Genomic DNA, 18,120 nt, shown 5'->3' on the forward strand with positions numbered 1-18,120 from the left:
CTATTCCTAATCGAGTTCGTTATCGAGATCGTTGGCATTAGCCGGACCAGCCTGTACAACCTGGGACTTGTTGTATTTCGGACTGAGCTGGATATAAAGCACGGCCATCACCACGCCGATGACGCCGAGCGCCACCAGGTTAAAGTTGGTGAAGGCGGCGGTAACGAAGCCGAGGTAGAAGAAGGGCATCAGGTAACCGGCGCGCATCATGTTGATCACCATGGCGTAACCGACCACCACAATCATCCCGCCGGCGATGTTCAGGCCGCTGGTGACGACTTCCGGGATCGAGTTAAGCAGAGCGTGAACGCCTGCGGTGCCCACCGAGATGGCCACGATAACCGCCGGGATGGCGATACGCATCGCCTGCAACAGCAGGGCGGAGATGTGGATCCAGGTGATGGCGCGCAAACTGCCGCGTTCCGCTGCGCTGTCTGCCGCGTGTTGGAAGGCCACGGTCAGCGTACGCACGATGATGGTCAGCACTTGCCCGGCCGCCGCCAGCGGTATGGCCAGCGCGATACCGGCACCGACGCTCTGGCCGCCGGCAATAACCAGAATGGTGGAAATGATGGAAGCCAACGCCGCATCTGGCGCGACCGCGGCACCGATATTCATCCAGCCCAGGGCGATCATCTCCAGCGTACCGCCGATGATGATGCCGGTTTTCATATCACCGAGGATAAAGCCAATCAGGGTACAGGCGACCAGCGGACGGTGGAACTGGAACTCGTCGAGAACGGATCCCATCCCGGCGATACAGGCAACGATAAATATCAGCACAATCTGAAGAGTGGTGATCTCCATTGCACTTCTCCTATGACCAAAGAGCTCTGAGTAAAATAATTATTGGCTTGCGCCATTAATTGAGTTTGTTAATCAGGTCCATCATTTTTAACCGGCTGTCGGACGAGACTTTGCGAACTTCCAGTTCGATACCGCGATCGTTTAATTTCTTAAACGCTTCGATATCTTTTTCGTCGACCGACACGGCGTTGTTGACCTGGGTTTTCCCCTGGCGAAACGCCATGCCGCCGATATTCACCGATGTGATATCTACGCCGGCTTCGACCAGACGCCAAACATCGGTCGGATTCGTGAACAGCAGCATGACGCGGTCACCGGCGTATTTCGGGTTGTTCCATACGCGGATGGCTTTCGCCACGTCGACCACGTGCGCGGTAACGCCCGGCGGGGCCACTTGGGTCAGTAAGGTTTTGCGAACGTGATCGGCGGCGACTTCGTCGCTGATGACAATGATGCGGCTGACGTTGGTTTCCTTGGTCCAACGGGTGGCAACCTGGCCGTGAATCAGACGGTCATCGATGCGTGCCAGGCCGATCTTCATACGGTCATTGGGGCCAAGCGGTGCCTGCGGTGCGGCGGGTTTGGCGGCGGGGGAACTCTGTGGTGCCGCGGGCTTAACACTCTCTTCTTGCGGTTTTTTCAGCGCTTTTACGCCTTCACGGCCGGTTTCCAACGCCAGTGCGACCAATTCGTCGAAGCCTGGGTTATCGTCCCGCGCCATGAACGTTTCCACCAGCATGGGAATGTTAACCCCGGTGACGACCTCATAGTTTTCTTTATCGACGGCAATGCGGCTGGCCGCGTTGAATGGGCTGCCGCCCCAGGTGTCCACCAGAAACAAGACACCACCGCTGGTGTCTAGCTCGCTGATTTTCAGATTATATTTCTCGATTAACGTTTCGGCGTTTTCACCGGGGACGAAGTCTATAAAAGCGACGTTATCTTGCTCGCCCAATAGCATTTCCGCCGTCTTCAGCAATTGTTCCGCTGCGGTCCCGTGTGTGCCGATGATAATAGCTATTGCCACTCGCTACCTCCTCATTGAACTTCATGCACGGATTGTGTCGTTCTTGATTTCCTTTCTGGCAGTCACTTCCGCGGTTCAGATACATTATGGTAGAAAATCAGAAACGCGGGCTTAACATTTCTCGCGCAGTTTCAAAAGCCTGTGCGCGTTAATTCACATTGGCGTCATTTATTTTAGTGAGTGAAAAAATAAATTTTGTGACATTGCTCTGTTATTGAGCGCTCAGATAACTCTTAATACGGCGTTTGCAGAATTAAACAACAGACCTGTTACAAGACGATGCTGAAGGTAAAAAAGCTTCTTTGCCGTAAAAAAAATTCCTGCTAGAGTATTTGCTCTTTCATATTTAGGAGTGAAGGGCCTCAGCCCACCCTATGGACTGTCACCGAAGTTACTGTTTTTCAAGGTTCCACCCGCCACCTGCTGGCGTAACACAAGTCACACGGCCGTTCGGCCATCCCCCGGTACTGCAATCCCGTTATCTTGCTGTTGTTCTTTGCGCGCCCTCTGCGTCAGCATCGTCACGCCTGAGCCACGCTCGGCAATCCTGTCTTTTTTCCGGAGTCTGATATGGAATTTTTAATGGACCCCTCGATTTGGGCTGGGTTACTTACACTGGTGGTATTGGAAATTGTGCTGGGTATCGACAACCTGGTGTTTATCGCCATTCTGGCCGATAAGCTGCCGCCGAAGCAGCGCGATAAAGCGCGCATACTCGGTCTGTCGCTGGCGCTGTTTATGCGTCTGGGCCTGTTGTCGGTCATTTCCTGGATGGTTACGCTGACTACGCCGCTGTTTAGCGTGGCGGATTTCAGTTTCTCCGGCCGTGATCTGATCTTGCTGTTCGGCGGTGTCTTCCTGTTGTTCAAAGCCACTATGGAACTGCATGAACGGCTGGAAGGGCAGACGCACCAGGATGGCGCCAACCGTGGCTACGCCAAGTTCTGGGCGGTGGTGGTGCAGATTGTGATCCTTGACGCCGTGTTCTCGCTTGATGCGGTGATTACCGCCGTGGGGATGGTGAACGACCTGCCGGTAATGATGACGGCGGTGGTGATCGCCATGGTGGTGATGCTGGTGGCGTCAAAACCGCTGACCAACTTCGTGAATGCCCATCCGACCATAGTGGTGCTGTGCCTGAGTTTCTTGCTGATGATCGGCCTGAGCCTGATTGCCGAAGGTTTTGGCATGCATATTCCTAAAGGTTACCTGTACGCAGCTATTGGCTTCTCGATCCTGATCGAGCTGTTTAACCAGATTGCCCGCCGTAACTTTATCAAACACCAGGCGCACCGCCCGATGCGCGAGCGTACCGCAGAAGCGATTATGCGTCTGATGGGTCAACAGCGCGCACAGCAAACGGACGAAGCCGTACCGCAGCCGGTGAACGAAACTTTTGCCGCTGAAGAGCGCTATATGATCAGCGGCGTGCTAACGCTGGCTTCGCGTTCATTGCGCAGCGTAATGACACCGCGCACCGAAATCTCGTGGGTGGATTGCGATCGCTCACGTGAAGAGGTGCGCGAGCAATTGCTGGATACGCCGCACAGCCTGTTCCCGGTTTGCCGTGACTCGCTGGATGAGATTATCGGCGTGGTGCGTGCCAAGGATCTGCTGGTGGCGGTAGAACAGGGTGACGATATCGCCGAGTTTGCCGCACGCACGCCGCCGATAGTGGTGCCGGAAACCATGGACGTGATTAACCTGCTGGCGGTATTGCGTCGTGCCAAGGGGCGTCTGGTGGTGGTGACCAATGAATTTGGCGTGGTACAGGGGCTGGTAACGCCGCTGGACGTGCTGGAGGCCATCGCCGGCGAATTCCCCGACGAAGATGAGACGCCGGATATCGTGGTGGAAGGCGCAAGCTGGCTGGCGAAGGGCGGCACCGACTTGCACTCGCTGGAGCAGGCGCTGAGCTGCGAAGATTTGGTCAGCCCGACGGCGGATTACGCCACACTGGCGGGTTTCCTGCTCTCTCATTACGGCCAGATGCCGGCTGCGGGGGATGTGGTGGAGCTAAACCAGCTGCGTTTCGAAGTTATTGAAGTGTCGGAGTACCGCATCGAACTGGTGCGTATCACTAAAGTGACGCCTCACGACGAGGAACAGCAGTAACATGACGAGCCGGGGGCATCACGCCTCCGGCTTGTTTTCCCTTTCTTTCTGTCGCTCCTCACGCGCACTCATCGCTCGCAACTTCGATTCATACTGCTGTAACCACAGCGGAAATACGTTGATTGGCATCGGCTTGGCGAAATAGAAGCCTTGCAGCGCGTTCACGTCGTGTGAACGCAGGTAATCTGCCTGTTCCTCGGTTTCCACGCCTTCCGCCACCAGCTTTAGCTTCAACTTGTGCGCCAGAGTAATGATGGTATCGGTGACGGTGGCATTGATCGCATCGGTACCGATGGCGGCGGTAAAACCGCGATCGATTTTCAACACGTCAGGGCTGAGTTTTTTCAGGTAACTGAGCGAACTGTGCCCGGTGCCGAAATCATCGATTGCCAGCATGATCCCCATTTCTTTCAGCGTCTTGATTTGCTCATACTGAATTTCAGACAGTGCGGTGCGTTCGGTAAGCTCCAGCATCAACGAGGGCATCGGTTGGGCCGGTAGCCAGATGCGTCGAATGTCGTCGATGAGGGTGACCGCGTTGAAATGCTCTGCGGCGACGTTAATGCTGATGTAAAACGACGGACGTGGCGGGAACAACTGCAGGTTTTCCACCACGGTGCCCATCAGGTAGCGGGTCAGGGCGATGATCAGCCCATGTTGTTCCGCGAGGGGAATAAATACGTCCGGCGAGATCCAGCCCTGGCGTTTGTTTTTCCAGCGCAGCAGGGTTTCCACCCCGATGCAGCGGCCCGTTTCGGCGTTGATGATCGGCTGGCAGTAAACGCGGAATTCGCGATGGGTAATGGCGTGGCCAATATGGTAGGACAGGCTCATGCGGTTGGCGGTGAGCAGGTACACGACATAGGCCGCCAGCAGGCTGATCAGCAATGCCAGCGGAATATGGCGCGGCAGCGCAGCCAGGGCGAGCCGGCTTGCCTGCGGGCCAAACAGCGAGATGGAGAAAGGGTATTGCGCTGATTTTGCGGTATAGAGAAGGCCGGTAGTCAGGGTATCGCTGCGCAGGATCTCCCGTCGTCCGTATTCCAGGCTGTTGTCACCGACGTTCAGCACCACCCGTTGTGCGTAGGGTTCTTGCGGTTCCAGCAGGAAATTGGCCAACAGCTCAATATTGAATACATGCAGCACGCCGTTGAGATTGTTATCGGCTGTTACCGGCGTCCACATGATCAGCGTTGGCACCCCTTTGGCGACCGAAAGAGAAGGGCGCAGGGCTAACTTCGCGCTACCGTCTGCCAGGGTAGGCAAAATGGCGCTGAAAACATAGTTACGCACGCCGAACAGGCTGGAACAGTAAATAATCCCGTCTTTGACCAACAGTACGGCCCGCAGCGCCTGATTTTGCGCAGCGCGAAAGCGCAGCGTCGGCATTGAGGTCTGGCAGGGTTGGTCCAGCAATGGCATGGAGCGTCCGGCCTGGAGCTCCGCAGGCGCCAGCAGGTTATTGATCTTGGTGACGGTACGGGTGGCCAGCACCCGCTGGCTTTGCTCGATGGTGCCGAGTTCCTGATAGTAGCGGGTGTACAGCGAGAGCAGCAGAATAGCCAACCCAACCGCCCCGGCCAGAAGCCAACGGTAATAGCGGTATTTAGTCACGGCAAGTTGGGTCATCAACATCGGTAAATCCTTGTTCGGTAAGCTAGCCCAGAATCCTCGTCCGGCCAAACTGCCATGGGATGATACTCGGCTAATTCTAGCCTGTCGTTATACAAGAGTGATGGTAACCCAGTAAATTATTTAAATTTGGAGAAACAAAGGGCTAAATTGCAGGTTAACCGGTGGATCGGCGCGATATTGTAACGGGAGTTTTGAGTGACGGCGTCACTTGTGACGAGTAGGGAGTTGATTATCAAGATCTTATACAAAGAAAAACCCCGCCGTGAAGGCGGGGTGTGGGGTCAATCGCACTGCACTTTTATCGCCAGGCCGCCGCGCGAAGTTTCGCGGTATTTGGCGTTCATGTCTTTGCCGGTTTCGTACATGGTCTCGATCACCTTATCCAGAGAAACGCGTGGCTCACTGGTGCGACGCAACGCCATGCGCGCCGAGTTGATCGCTTTCACGGACGCAATCGCATTACGTTCAATGCAAGGGACCTGAACCTGCCCGGCAACCGGATCACAGGTCAGACCCAGATTGTGCTCCATGCCGATTTCCGCCGCGATGCAAACTTGCTCCGGGCTGCCACCCAGCAATTCAGCCAGGCCTGCCGCCGCCATAGAGCAGGCGACGCCGACCTCTCCCTGGCAGCCTACTTCGGCGCCAGAGATGGAAGCGTTCATTTTGTAGAGTGCGCCGACGGCGCCCGCAGCCATAAAGTAGCGGATGTAAATGTCCGGGCTGACGGATTCGATAAAGTGGTCATAGTAGGCCAGTACGGCAGGAACGATGCCGCAAGCGCCGTTGGTTGGCGCTGTGACTACGCGGCCGCCGGCGGCGTTTTCTTCGTTAACCGCCAGCGCGAACATATTGACCCAGTCAATAACGTTCATTGGGTCGCTGGACAGCTTATCGGAGGAAACCAGCAAACGGCGCAGCGCGGAAGCGCGACGCGGTACACGCAGCGGCCCAGGCAGCACGCCCTCGGTGTTCAAACCGCGATCGATACAGGCGCGCATGGTCTGCCAGATATTGCCGAAGTAGGTTTCGATTTCCTGCTTGCTGTGCAGTGCCAGTTCGTTCTGCATCACCATGCCAGATAAAGACAGTCCGGTCTCGCGGCAGTGATCGAGCATTTCACGAGCAAAATTGAACGGGTAAGGAACGGTCAGCTCATGTTCGTCGGCTTTGCCGAAGTTCTCTTCATCGACGATAAAACCGCCGCCGATGGAGTAGTAGGTCTTGCTGTAAACTTCTTTATCACCAGCGAAGGCATGGATCTGCATGCCGTTTTCGTGCAGCGGCAGGTTGTCGCTGCGGAAAACCATGCCGCCGTCGCGCGGGAAATCGACTTCATGCAGGCCGCTGGCCAGCATCAGGCGTTGACGTTGTTCTACATCGCGAATAAAACTCGGGATGCTATCGATATCAACGGTATCCGGCATATTGCCCGCCAGGCCGAGGATGATAGCGATATCGGTATGGTGACCTTTACCGGTCAATGAGAGTGAGCCGTAAACATCTACAGCTACACGCGTGATAGAAGGCATCAGGCCTTTATTTACCAGATCGTCGACAAACTGTTTGCCGGCTTTCATCGGTCCAACCGTATGAGAGCTGGACGGGCCGATGCCGATCTTAAACATGTCGAAAACGCTAATCACGCTAAAACTCCTTAGAGGCATATTGTTATGGCTGCATCGGTTAAAAACCGCGCAGGGAACAGCGATATTGTAAAAGGCCCGTACGGGTTCGGTTGCCTTTTTCGCATGAAATAAAATAATCCTTGGTGTTGGCTCACTTATTGATTGTCTCTGGCAGCCGGTCAGCCGTGGAACCTTCCGTTGCCCAAACTCAGTTAATGACAATCGCGCCAGCTTCCGTTGCGGGGCGCTGCCGGTTTAATCCCTATATTGATAGTGGTTTATTCCGGACGGCAGTATTTTACAGGTATTTCGTAAGGTTGAAGAGAGGGTTTACAGTTTTTTTAAAACTCTCATGGCCAGAAAGGTAGTTGAAAAAGCAGAGGAATGAAGTGATGCCGATCGCTTTACCCGCGCCTGTTGCGCAGGTAACCGTTTGTCTTGTGATCTGTGTCACGTATCTGGCGTTAAATACTCACCTGCTGCGCCAGCCGGCGAATGATGGCGGCGGTCAACCCCCAGACAAACTGACTCTGATACCAGGAAAGATAAATGCGGTGCGAGTGGCCTGCGCGGTGGATATCCAGCGGATAATAGCGCGACAGCGTCAACGCTTCATGCAGCGGGATCTCAAAGACGTCGGCCACTTCGTCTTCGTTGGCGCTGAATTGCACATCGGGCGCGATCAAGCCGACCACCGGCGTGACCTGGAACCCGGTGCTACTGTCAAGCGGCGCCAGTTGGCCAAGCACGGTCACCGACTGGGGCGGGATCGCCACTTCTTCGTGTGCTTCACGCAGTGCGGTGATAATCGCCGAGCCATCTTCGGCATCGGTTTTGCCGCCGGGAAATGCCACCTGGCCGGCATGTTTACGCAGTGAGTCGGCGCGGCGGGTGAGCAGCAGAGTGGGTTCGGGGCGGCAGACAATAGGGATCAGCACCGCCGCCGGGCGGGTATTGTGCGAAATCTGTGACGCCTGCGGCAACTGCAGTTGGAAGCGGCTGATAAAAGCGGCAAGCGATGTCGGGTAAATCGGTTGGCTCACGACGAGGTAACCTCTCCCAATTGCGGCAAGATACGGCCGACCTTATCAAAGGTTTCCTGATATTCCGCTTGCTCCTGGCTGTCGGCCACGATGCCGCCGCCTGCAGAACAGTAAATGCGACCGTTTTCGGTGATTAACGTGCGGATGGTGATATTGGTGTCCATGGTGCCGCAGGCGCTGATATAACCTATGCTGCCGCAGTAGGCATTGCGCCGCTGCGGCTCCAGCTCCTCAATGATTTCCATCGCCCGCACTTTTGGCGCGCCGGTAATGGAGCCACCCGGGAAGCAAGCGCGCAGCAGTTCGGTTGCTGCTGTGCGTTCTGGCAGGATGGCGGTGATGGTGCTGACCAAATGATGGACTGCGGGGAAGGGTTCGACCACGAACAATTCGGGGACGCGCACGCTGCCCGGCTCGGCAACACGGCCGATATCATTACGCAGCAGGTCGACAATCATCAGATTCTCCGCACGGTCTTTCGCAGAGTGTGCCAATCGCTGCGCCTGCTGCGCATCCTGATCGGCATCGTCCAGCCTCGGCAAGGTGCCTTTGATCGGGCGGGTTTGAATGTGCCGGTTCTCCAGCCACAGAAAACGCTCGGGCGAAACGCTCAGTACGGCGTTGTCCGGCAGGCGCAAAAAGGCGGAGAAGGGGGCGCGGTTGCTGGCGTTCAGTTGTTGAAAGGCTTGCCATTCATCGCCCTGATAATCTGCTGAAAAGCGTTGCGCCAGATTAATTTGATAGCAATCACCGCTACGCAGGTAATGCTGAATGCGCTGGAACTTTTCGCCGTACTGTTGGCGCGTCATATTGGCCTGCCAGCGGCTGGTCAAGGCAAATGCCTGCTGCGGTTCCGGCCGTTGTGTGTTAAGCCACTGCCAGCGCTGTTCCGTGTCGCCGTAGCTGAGCAACGTCAATGTCTGCCGGTGGTGGTCGGCAATCAGCGCCCAGTCATAAATGCCGATCGCCATATCCGGCAGCGCGATATCCGCTTGCGCCCATTGCGGCAGCTTTTCCACTCTGCGCCCCAGGTCGTAACCGAACAGCCCGAGTGCGCCCCCCTGAAACGGCAGGTTGGGATCTGCCGCGGGATGCCACTGTTGTTTTTCCAACTCTTCTTGCAGCAGGCTGAACGGATCTTCTTGCGACTGTCGGTCATCTTCACCGCGGCGAACCTCGGTGATTTGCCCTCGTGTGATCAGCGTTGTGCAGGGATCTGCGACCAGGATATCGAAACGGTTATGCGAGTGTTCGGCAAAGCCGGAGTGCAGCAACATCGCCCACGGCTGCTGTGCCAGCGGAGCAAAATGCTCCAGCAGGGCGGTACGGGTGTAAGGCAAAGACTTAAGATTCGGTGCGGTTGCGCTCATGGGCCTCAATAAACCTGACTGACGGGAACGGCGGTTTCTGCCCGCTATTCTGCCATATTCGACCGGCGGGTGCATGTTCTGGCGTTGGGCGCCAGAGCACACTTCACATAAACAGCGAGTAAACGATTTTGTAATGAAGCATTTTTTGCGCCATTAACGACAATTTTATGTGTTAGAAAATAATAATTCAGGCTGAGGTTAAATCAATTTTAATCAGCAGGTGCTGATTGAAAATAAAACAATTTATTGTTTTTATCCTGTTATTGTTTCGGGGTGTCATCAAAAATAGTGAGGACGACATGCCTTATTGCCAACAACGTCACAAACGAAATTTTGCTGTCTCGTACTGTCGCGGCGTTCCCCTTTATCTGCTATCTGCGGGGAATACAAATTAAAGCAATGTCGTTGAAAAAAAACGTACTCGGAGGCCTGGTTTGATTATTTAACATCGAATCGCTTCATTTAACTGCGCACCGTTTTTTTAGAAAATAGAACTATTTATTCGTTACTTTTTGCGAAGAGCTGCCTATGCCCTTAATCCTGAGTGTCATTGTCCCGTTGCATAACGCGGGAGCACTGTTTGAGCCTTTCATGGCGTCGTTGTTGGCTCAGGATGAGCGGCGGCTGGAGGTGATCATCGTTAATGACGGTTCCACCGACGGCTCTGGCGCTATCGCCCACCGCTATGCGCGGCAATACCCGCATATTACCGTGATCGATCAGCCTAATTCCGGCGTTTCCTGCGCACGCAATGCGGGGCTGGCTATTGCGCAGGGAAAATATGTGGCATTTCCGGATGCGGATGATTTATTGGCGCCTGAAATGTATTCAACGTTAGTGGCCTTGGCCGAACAAGAACAATTAGATGTCATGCAGTGTAACGGCCAACGTTATTTTTCCCGAGAAAACGAACTGCAAGAGATTATTCCGCACAAGCGATTGGGCGACACCGGCGTTATTAGCGGGGCACAATGGCTAGAGCGGGCGTTGAAAACAAGAAAATTTATTCATGTGGTTTGGTTGGCGGTGTATCGCCTTGATTTTATTAAGCGGCATCAGTTGTATTTCGAACCGGGGTTACATCACCAAGATATTCCCTGGACCACCGAGGTGATGTTTAATGCGCAGCGGGTCAAGTACCTCAGCAAAGCCTTGTACCGGCAACGGGTGCACGATCAATCCATCAGCAATCGCCGCCGCACCGGCAAGGCGAACGTGGAATACCAGCGACACTATATGAAAATAGTGGAAATGCTGGTGGTGCTTAACCAACGCTATGCCGGCAAAATGGTTATTCGACCGGCTTTTCACTGGCAGATCGCCCGCGAGGCGTTGGGTATTTGCCACAGTATTCGGCGGGAGCCTGAGCCGGCTGCACAGTGCCAAATCACCGGTGAGTTTTATCAGCGTGGTATTGATAGAACGATGGCGGCTAACGCACGCGGCCTCAAGCAGATCTGGCACGTTACGTTGTGGTTGCATCGTCTGAAGCAGTGGCGGGATTGCGATCATTGCTCGCAGCCCGCCGCCGAATAACAGACGTTGGGATCCGCCGGTTTAAGGCGTATAATCCCCCTCCATTTTGCCGGAGAGAAACACATGCTTGCAGGTATGCCGTCATTGAGTCACCAAGAGCAGCAGGACGCTGCGGACCGTATCCATCTGTTGATGGAACAAGGCATGAGCAGTGGTGAAGCCATCGCGCGCGTCGCGCAGGAAATCCGCGAAAAACACCAGGGCGACCAGGTTAGCGTTCTGTTTGATGATGAAGACGAAGACGAAGACTATCAGGAAAGGCCGGACGAACAGGCTGACGACGATTCGGAAGAAGACGAAAACTATTGATGTTGCAGGGGCCGGCAAGCCGGCCCCAACGTTTTATCCCTCAATCACTACCGCAGCGGCAGCCTGCTTGGCTAATGCCACCGCCTCTTCCACATTTTCCGCCGTTGCCAGCGCCACGCCCATCCTGCGTTGCCCGTTAATTTCCGGTTTGCCGAACAGGCGCAACTGATTGTGGCCGCTCAATGCGCGTTCCAAACCGCTGAAGCGCAGATCGCTGCTGGTCATTTGCGGCAGGATCACCGCCGAGGCCGAAGGCCCGAACTGGCGAATGGCGCCAATGGGCAGGCCAAGGAAGGCGCGAACGTGCAGGGCGAATTCGGACAGATCCTGCGAGATCAGCGTTACCATGCCGGTATCGTGCGGGCGCGGTGACACCTCGCTGAAGATCACCTCATCGCCGCAGACGAACAATTCAACGCCGAACAGACCAAATCCGCCCAATGCCTGCACCACGTTTTGCGCGATCTCCTGCGCGCGGTTCAGCGCCAGTTCGCTCATCCGTTGCGGTTGCCACGACTCACGGTAATCACCGTCTTCTTGACGGTGGCCTATTGGCGCGCAGAAATGGACACCATCGATCGCGCTGATGGTCAGCAGGGTAATTTCAAAATCAAACTTCACCAGGCCTTCGACAATCACTCGGCCGCCGCCGGCGCGGCCGCCCTGTTGGGCATAATCCCAGGCGGTTTTTAGCTGTTCCGGGTTGCGGATCAGGCTCTGGCCTTTACCGGAGGAGCTCATGACCGGTTTGATAATGCACGGATAGCCAATGTCGGCGACGGCCTGCCGGAAGGCTTCTTCACCGTCGGCGAAGCGGTAACTGGAGGTTGGCAGGCCCAGGGTTTCTGCGGCCAGGCGGCGGATACCTTCGCGGTTCATGGTCAGGCGCGTTGCTTCGGCACAGGGCACTACGCGGTGCCCTTGTTGCTCCAACTCAACCAGCATGCTGGTGGCGATGGCTTCGATCTCCGGCACGATGTAATCGGGACGTTCCTGTTCAATCAGGGCTTTCAGCGCGTTGCCGTCCAGCATGTTGATGACGTGGCTGCGGTGCGCCACGTGCATGGCCGGGGCGTCCGCATAGCGGTCTACGGCAATCACTTCCAGTCCTAAACGCTGGCATTCGATGGCAACTTCTTTACCCAGCTCGCCGGAGCCGAGCAGCATAACGCGAGTGGCGGACGGGCGCAGGGCGGTTCCAATAGTTAACATAGTCTCGTACCTGGATCTGTGGATTTAAGGCGGTCTGATAACGGGTGTGCAGTATATACGAAAACGTTTGCGCGTGCAGGCGGGGGATGGAGTTGGCGATGTTATTGCCAAATAAATGCATCCGGCGGCTTTTTTTATGCGTGAAATCCGTAATCCCTACTATCTCTGTTATCATCTGCGGTTGATTCGGCGCCAGCCCGTGGGCGCGCCGCCATTCCATTTGCCATATAAGAGTTATCGCCGTGAGCACAGTATCTTTTTCTTCCCTGCCGCTGCCAGCCGAACAGTTGGCCAACCTCAACGAACTGGGGTATGCCGAAATGACGCCGGTGCAGGCCGCCGCGTTGCCCGCCATCCTGAAAGGGCAGGACGTACGAGCCAAAGCAAAAACCGGCAGCGGTAAAACGGCTGCGTTCGGCATCGGCCTGCTGGATAAAATCAATGTTTCCCAGGTGGCGGCGCAGGCGTTGATCTTGTGCCCGACGCGCGAGTTGGCTGACCAGGTAAGCAAAGAGTTGCGTCGCCTGGCGCGCTTTACCCAGAACATCAAAATCCTGACCCTGTGCGGCGGCCAACCTATGGGGCCACAGCTCGATTCGCTGGTGCATGCGCCGCATATCGTGGTGGGCACGCCGGGGCGTATTCAGGAGCATCTGCGCAAGAAAACGCTGGTGCTGGATGAACTGAAAGTGCTGGTGCTGGACGAAGCCGATCGCATGCTGGACATGGGCTTTGCCGATGACATCGACGATGTGATCAGTTACACCCCGCCGCAGCGCCAGACTCTGTTGTTCTCCGCGACCTATCCGAGCGGCATCGAGCGCATCAGCGCCCGCGTGCAGCGTGATCCCTTGAATGTGGAAGTGGACGATGGCGATGATCAAACCTCCATTGAACAACGCTTCTACGAAACCACCCGCGATCAGCGTCCGGCGGTGCTGGTATCCGCCATCCGCCATTACCAACCTTCTTCCTGCGTGGTGTTCTGCAACACCAAGCGCGATTGCCAGAGCGTATATGAAGCGTTGGAAGCCCGTGGCATCAGCGTATCGGCGTTGCACGGCGATCTGGAACAGCGCGATCGCGATCAGGTGTTGGTGCGTTTTGCCAACCGCAGTTGCCGGGTGCTGGTAGCGACCGACGTTGCCGCTCGCGGGCTGGATATCAAAGAGCTGGAGCTGGTAGTCAACTATGAGCTGGCGTTCGATCCGGAAGTACACGTACACCGTATTGGCCGTACCGGCCGCGCGGGCCTGAACGGCCTGGCGATCAGCCTGTGTACGCCGCAGGAGATGGAACGTGCGCATGCGATTGAAGAGTACCAGCGCAAGGCGGTCAATTGGGCGCCGGTATCTGAACTGAGCGGTGCTTCCAATACCACGCTGGAGGCCGAAATGGTCACCCTGTGCATCGACGGCGGGCGCAAAGCCAAAATTCGCCCTGGCGACATTCTCGGCGCTTTGACCGGAGATGCCGGGTTGACGGCCGCTGAAGTGGGCAAAATCGACATGTTCCCGGTACACGCCTATGTGGCGATCCGCAAGGCCAGTGCTCGCAAGGCGCTGCAACAGCTTCAGCAGGGCAAAATCAAAGGCAAGAACTGCAAGGTGCGGTTGTTGAAATAATCCGCGTCAGGGGTGCGCTTGCATCCCTGCGTAAAATCACCTTATACTGTATAAAAATACAGTATTCTAACCTTTGAGGAATGCACACATGGCCGTTGAAGTAAAATATGTGGTGGTGAGAAACGGTGAGGAAAAGATGACTTTCGCAACCAAGAAAGAAGCCGATGCTTACGACAAAATGCTGGACCTGGCGGACAGCCTGGGTGAATGGCTGCAGCAGGCGCCTTTGAACCTGGATGAGGAGCAGCGTGAAGGGCTGAGCTTCTTCCTGGCGGAGCATAAAGACGCGCTGGGGCAGATTCTGCGTGGCGCTGCGCCGGCGGAAGCACCGAAGAAACCGACCAAAGTGAAAACGGAAAAATCCGTCGCTACCTCAAAAGAGGGATCTGCGTCAGAAAAGCAGGCAGCATAATGACTTATGTTGCGGCAATGTGATGAAAAAGGATCTAGAATGACCCGTGGAATAACTTTCTTCAGTCGCTTTGAGCAAGACATTCTGGCCGGGCTCAAAACCATTACTCTCCGGGACGCCAGTGAATCCCACTTTCAGCCCGGTGAGGTATTGCGCGTTAGCCGTAATGAAGACGACGTATTCTTCTGTTTTATTGAAGTGCTGTCAGTCACACCGGTTCACCTTGATGCGCTAACCGAACAGCATGCCAAACAAGAAAATATGTCGCTCAGCGAGCTGAAGCAGGTGATCAAGGAAATCTATCCGGGGTTGGATGAGCTGTTTGTCATCAGCTTTGTAAAACGCTGATCCTTTGCCAGACCTGTTGTGAGCCAGGGGGCAAATACCCATGGATAGTGTCAATCACAACTGGAGGGCATATGAAAAGAACGGGACTGAGTTTGGCCGTAGCGCTGTTGGCCATGGCGGGTTTGACGACGGCGGTACAGGCACAAGAGCAACGCACGGCCAAAGTGGCGCAATGCACCGGCCTGCAACCGGCAGACGTCGCCGCTCAGGTAAAACGCGATTATCTGCAGAACCGCATCACGCGCTGGGCATCGGATAAAAAGTTGCTGGGCACAGCCACCCCGATAGCCTGGATCAGCCCGGAAGCCATCACCGGCAAGGACGCGATCTGGCAGGTGCCGTTGACGGTACGGGGCACCAAGCAGGATAAAACCTATAACGTTACCCTTAACTGCAACACGGGTGAAATCAGCTACAGCGAACCGCAGTAACGCCACTGCTTTCAGGCTATCGCCTGTCTGAAAAATAATAGACCCGCCTTATCAGCGGGTTTCAGACCGCTGACAAAGCCTGTTATTAGGGAGAGCGTATCGAAGGGGTCGTAGCGGCTTGCCGCCGGAGCGCCCCTCGCTGCGCTAGGCCCGAGTATCTCGGGCTCAAAGACAACGTTGTTATCAATCTCAAACCCACCTTATCAGCGGGTTTTTTAGTTTTAGCGGTTTGCCTTAGTCAGTGAACGGAATAACCAGTTCGCCGGGCTTCACTTCCAGCCCTTTTGCCAGCTTCTTCGCCAGCGCTTCGGTTTTGCTGTTATCCGGATTCAACACGTAGGCCGGTTTTTGATCGAAGTAGGATTTCAGAGACTGATTCAGGTAAGGGGTCAGGGCCTTCATCACCGTCTGCATTTTCTCCGGCTGCACGCTATAGTCTGTCAGCTCCATGTCTTTCAGGAATACCGCACCTTGTTCACGGTCATAGACCGGCTGTGCTTTCAGCGTCAGTTTCAGGTCCGCAGTCTGCGGGCCCAGGATTGAGCTGATATTCACCTTGGCATCGCCGGAAAGGGTGACCTTGCCCGGTTCAGTGCGGCCAATCTGGCTTTTTAACTGGGTCAGCACAATATTGGCATCCAACAGCCCCGGCACGCCGATTTGCTTGCGATAATCGTTGTGCTTTTGCAGGTAATCGTTCACTTCCTGCTCGCTGAGCGTGTATTGGGTGAGCTGATTACAACCGGCCAAGACGCCGGCGAACAGCAGGGCGGCTGTGCCCATCAGAATTTTCTTCATTTGTGCCTCATAGCTACTGCCAACAACATGCTGCAGATAATTGATTTGTCATTATAAACGGCCACCGCTTGTGAGGGAAATCGCTGACGGTGGCAAGCGAAATGATAGTGCGCGTGAAAGACGGCATCACCTATCGGATAACGCTGAAACTGCTCAGCGCCGCAGACGCAGCGCCAGCAACAGCACGCCGCCCAGGCAGGCAAGCCCACCCAACGCAGGAAACAGCGGAATGCCCCAAAGCCGCGGCGAAGCGTGCATCAGATAAGGTGCCAGCCCCAGCGCGAAGGCAGCGGTGACAATGGCGATAGCCAGCGTGACAGCCGCTCTCTCCAGCGCCTTGCCCAATTGATCGATGTTCTTGACGTTGATGTCGGCACCGATTTGCCCGCGCTTCAAACGGCGCATCAGCAGCCGCAGGGTTTGCGGGATCTCTTCACCGGCATCCAGCGCTTCTGCACCCAACGCCAACATGCGTCGCTGCACCGCATCGGGGGAATAACGCTGCAACATCACCTGCTGCAGCAGGGGTTTCAACGCGGCGATAATATCAAAGTTGGGATCGAGCCGGTGCAGCACGCCGTCAGCGGTAATCAGCGCCTTGAACAGCAGCACCAGGTCCGGCGGCATCGCTAACTGATGCTCACGTGCCATCACCAGCAGATCGGTCAACGCCTTGCCTAATGTCAGGGTGGAAGACGCCTGCTTATCGAGGAAGTTCTGCGCCGCCAACTCCAGATCCAACAGATCAAGCGGATCGCTGTCCGACCAGGCAATCAGGGTATTGACGATGCCGCCGGATTCGCGTTCAGCGATGGCTTGCAACAGAAGTAACAGTTGGTTGCGACGTCGTTCGGAAAGCTGCCCCACCATACCGAAATCGATAAAACCGACGCGGTTACCCGCTAGCGCCATGACGTTGCCGGGATGAGGATCGGCGTGGTAAAGGCGATGCTCCAGCACCATTTTCATAAAGGCTTGTGCGCCGCGCTGGGCCAGCAACGGGCCGTCAAAGCCGGCAGTTGCCAACTGTCGCGGGTTTTCCGGCGCGGTGCCAGGCAAGAGTTCCTGGACCAACAGCCGTTTTGACGACCATTGCCAGTAAATTTTCGGAATTGCTACCTCAGGATGCTGGGTAAAGCATTCGGCGATACGTTCGCAGTTATTGCCTTCATGGGTCAGGTCCAGCTCGTGATTGAGCGCGGTCGCCAACGCTCGCACCATCTGGCGCGGGCGGTAACGGGCCAGCGCGGGGCTTTGCTGCTCTACGGTCTCCGCCAGATAAGTCAGCAGGCGCAGATCGGCGTGAATGGTTTTCGCAAGGCTTGGCCGCAGCACCTTGATCACCACCGCTTCACCGCTATGCAGGCGTGCACGGTAAATTTGCGCCATTGAGGCGGCGGCCAGCGGCGTGCTGTCGAACTCGGCAAACAGGCTGTGCGGATCGCTGCCCAGATCGGCCGTGATTTGTGCTGCCAGCTCGCTCCATGGCAGGGTAGACGCCTGACTGTGCAAGCGATCGAGCTCGTCGGTCCAACTTGAGTCAAGCAGGTCTGAACGGGTAGCCAGAATTTGACCGAGTTTGACAAAGGTCGGGCCCAGCGCCTCCAGCGCGGTGCGCAAACGCTCCGGCAGGGTTTGATTGTCTTGTTGAACATTGCCGCTTTCGGCCCCGCTCAGCAGGGATCCCAAGCCCAGCAGACGAATGATATCCTGCAATCCGTAGCGGATTAACACCGAGGAAATCTCTTTCAGTCGCACCCGATCACGGGCGGTGACCAACACCATTTTTAACATAGGCGCGCTATATCCTTATTGCGAGAGGTT

At 55.8% G+C, this 18,120-nt stretch carries 16 protein-coding genes; 7 read left to right on the forward strand and 9 right to left on the reverse strand.

Features of this window, described 5'->3' with window-relative positions; translation table 11 throughout:
- Positions 1-6 precede the first annotated feature (6 nt).
- Complete coding sequence (locus ACUTSW_RS01610; protein ID WP_004945641.1) at positions 7-807, reverse strand: PTS mannose/fructose/sorbose transporter subunit IIC; 801 nt, start codon at positions 805-807, stop codon at positions 7-9.
- Between the two features lie 55 nt (positions 808-862).
- The gene (manX, locus tag ACUTSW_RS01615) at positions 863-1,834 is read right to left on the reverse strand and encodes a PTS mannose transporter subunit IIAB (protein WP_062871097.1); all 972 of its coding nucleotides are present in this window, start codon (positions 1,832-1,834) and stop codon (positions 863-865) included.
- Positions 1,835-2,404: 570 nt separating this feature from the next.
- Here manX and ACUTSW_RS01620 point away from each other — a divergent pair.
- Positions 2,405-3,949 (forward strand): TerC family protein, encoded by a 1,545-nt coding sequence (locus tag ACUTSW_RS01620; RefSeq protein WP_445583514.1) that lies wholly within the window; start codon positions 2,405-2,407, stop codon positions 3,947-3,949.
- A gap of 18 nt (positions 3,950-3,967) precedes the next feature.
- Here the strand turns inward: ACUTSW_RS01620 and ACUTSW_RS01625 are convergent, their stop codons facing one another.
- From ACUTSW_RS01625 to pabB, 4 genes are all read right to left on the reverse strand, one after another.
- Positions 3,968-5,584, reverse strand: a complete 1,617-nt coding sequence (locus tag ACUTSW_RS01625) for an EAL domain-containing protein (protein ID WP_062871096.1) — start codon at positions 5,582-5,584, stop codon at positions 3,968-3,970.
- 281 nt (positions 5,585-5,865) lie between these two features.
- The gene (sdaA, locus tag ACUTSW_RS01630) at positions 5,866-7,230 is read right to left on the reverse strand and encodes an L-serine ammonia-lyase (RefSeq protein ID WP_006325926.1); all 1,365 of its coding nucleotides are present in this window, start codon (positions 7,228-7,230) and stop codon (positions 5,866-5,868) included.
- A gap of 446 nt (positions 7,231-7,676) precedes the next feature.
- Complete coding sequence (locus ACUTSW_RS01635; protein ID WP_062871095.1) at positions 7,677-8,255, reverse strand: CoA pyrophosphatase; 579 nt, start codon at positions 8,253-8,255, stop codon at positions 7,677-7,679.
- On the reverse strand, positions 8,252-9,625 hold the full coding sequence (pabB, locus tag ACUTSW_RS01640; protein WP_445583515.1) for an aminodeoxychorismate synthase component 1: 1,374 nt from the start codon (positions 9,623-9,625) through the stop codon (positions 8,252-8,254). Before pabB ends, ACUTSW_RS01635 begins: the two co-directional genes overlap by 4 nt.
- A 528-nt stretch (positions 9,626-10,153) precedes the next feature.
- Here pabB and ACUTSW_RS01645 point away from each other — a divergent pair.
- Positions 10,154-11,161 (forward strand): glycosyltransferase, encoded by a 1,008-nt coding sequence (locus tag ACUTSW_RS01645; RefSeq protein ID WP_445583516.1) that lies wholly within the window; start codon positions 10,154-10,156, stop codon positions 11,159-11,161.
- Positions 11,162-11,224: 63 nt separating this feature from the next.
- Entirely contained in the window at positions 11,225-11,470 is a 246-nt protein-coding gene (locus tag ACUTSW_RS01650; RefSeq protein ID WP_004945613.1) for a YoaH family protein, read from the forward strand.
- A gap of 33 nt (positions 11,471-11,503) precedes the next feature.
- On the opposite strand, the gene purT is transcribed toward ACUTSW_RS01650, so the two are convergent.
- The gene (gene purT / locus ACUTSW_RS01655) at positions 11,504-12,682 is read right to left on the reverse strand and encodes a formate-dependent phosphoribosylglycinamide formyltransferase (RefSeq protein ID WP_445583517.1); all 1,179 of its coding nucleotides are present in this window, start codon (positions 12,680-12,682) and stop codon (positions 11,504-11,506) included.
- Between the two features lie 242 nt (positions 12,683-12,924).
- Here purT and dbpA point away from each other — a divergent pair, with 242 nt between their 5' ends.
- The 4 genes from dbpA (at position 12,925) to yebF (ending at position 15,498) form a co-directional block, all read left to right on the forward strand.
- Entirely contained in the window at positions 12,925-14,307 is a 1,383-nt protein-coding gene (dbpA, locus tag ACUTSW_RS01660; protein ID WP_004945607.1) for an ATP-dependent RNA helicase DbpA, read from the forward strand.
- Positions 14,308-14,395: 88 nt separating this feature from the next.
- Positions 14,396-14,719, forward strand: coding sequence for a YebG family protein (locus tag ACUTSW_RS01665; protein ID WP_062871091.1), 324 nt, complete (start codon positions 14,396-14,398; stop codon positions 14,717-14,719).
- 39 nt (positions 14,720-14,758) lie between these two features.
- The gene (yqfB, locus tag ACUTSW_RS01670) at positions 14,759-15,067 is read left to right on the forward strand and encodes a N(4)-acetylcytidine aminohydrolase (protein WP_013813352.1); all 309 of its coding nucleotides are present in this window, start codon (positions 14,759-14,761) and stop codon (positions 15,065-15,067) included.
- A 71-nt stretch (positions 15,068-15,138) separates the two neighbouring features.
- Positions 15,139-15,498, forward strand: a complete 360-nt coding sequence (gene yebF, locus ACUTSW_RS01675) for a protein YebF (protein WP_062871090.1) — start codon at positions 15,139-15,141, stop codon at positions 15,496-15,498.
- Positions 15,499-15,732: 234 nt separating this feature from the next.
- On the opposite strand, the gene ACUTSW_RS01680 is transcribed toward yebF, so the two are convergent.
- Positions 15,733-16,296, reverse strand: coding sequence for a lipoprotein (locus ACUTSW_RS01680; protein ID WP_445583518.1), 564 nt, complete (start codon positions 16,294-16,296; stop codon positions 15,733-15,735).
- 153 nt (positions 16,297-16,449) lie between these two features.
- Positions 16,450-18,090, reverse strand: coding sequence for an ABC1 kinase family protein (locus ACUTSW_RS01685; RefSeq protein ID WP_445583519.1), 1,641 nt, complete (start codon positions 18,088-18,090; stop codon positions 16,450-16,452).
- Positions 18,091-18,120 lie beyond the last annotated feature (30 nt).

The sequence above is a fragment of the Serratia sp. TSA_198.1 genome, assembly GCF_052686505.1.

Excerpts from the sequence above, each read along its gene's own strand:
- ACUTSW_RS01610 (WP_004945641.1), bottom strand. The coding sequence starts at position 807 with ATGGAGATCACCACTCTTCAGATTGTGCTGATATTTATCGTTGCCTGT.
- ACUTSW_RS01620 (WP_445583514.1), top strand. The coding sequence starts at position 2,405 with ATGGAATTTTTAATGGACCCCTCGATTTGGGCTGGGTTACTTACACTG.
- ACUTSW_RS01625 (WP_062871096.1), bottom strand. The coding sequence starts at position 5,584 with ATGTTGATGACCCAACTTGCCGTGACTAAATACCGCTATTACCGTTGG.
- pabB (WP_445583515.1), bottom strand. The coding sequence starts at position 9,625 with ATGAGCGCAACCGCACCGAATCTTAAGTCTTTGCCTTACACCCGTACC.
- ACUTSW_RS01645 (WP_445583516.1), top strand. The coding sequence starts at position 10,154 with ATGCCCTTAATCCTGAGTGTCATTGTCCCGTTGCATAACGCGGGAGCA.
- ACUTSW_RS01650 (WP_004945613.1), top strand. The coding sequence starts at position 11,225 with ATGCTTGCAGGTATGCCGTCATTGAGTCACCAAGAGCAGCAGGACGCT.
- purT (WP_445583517.1), bottom strand. The coding sequence starts at position 12,682 with ATGTTAACTATTGGAACCGCCCTGCGCCCGTCCGCCACTCGCGTTATG.
- ACUTSW_RS01665 (WP_062871091.1), top strand. The coding sequence starts at position 14,396 with ATGGCCGTTGAAGTAAAATATGTGGTGGTGAGAAACGGTGAGGAAAAG.
- yqfB (WP_013813352.1), top strand. The coding sequence starts at position 14,759 with ATGACCCGTGGAATAACTTTCTTCAGTCGCTTTGAGCAAGACATTCTG.
- yebF (WP_062871090.1), top strand. The coding sequence starts at position 15,139 with ATGAAAAGAACGGGACTGAGTTTGGCCGTAGCGCTGTTGGCCATGGCG.
- ACUTSW_RS01680 (WP_445583518.1), bottom strand. The coding sequence starts at position 16,296 with ATGAAGAAAATTCTGATGGGCACAGCCGCCCTGCTGTTCGCCGGCGTC.
- ACUTSW_RS01685 (WP_445583519.1), bottom strand. The coding sequence starts at position 18,090 with ATGTTAAAAATGGTGTTGGTCACCGCCCGTGATCGGGTGCGACTGAAA.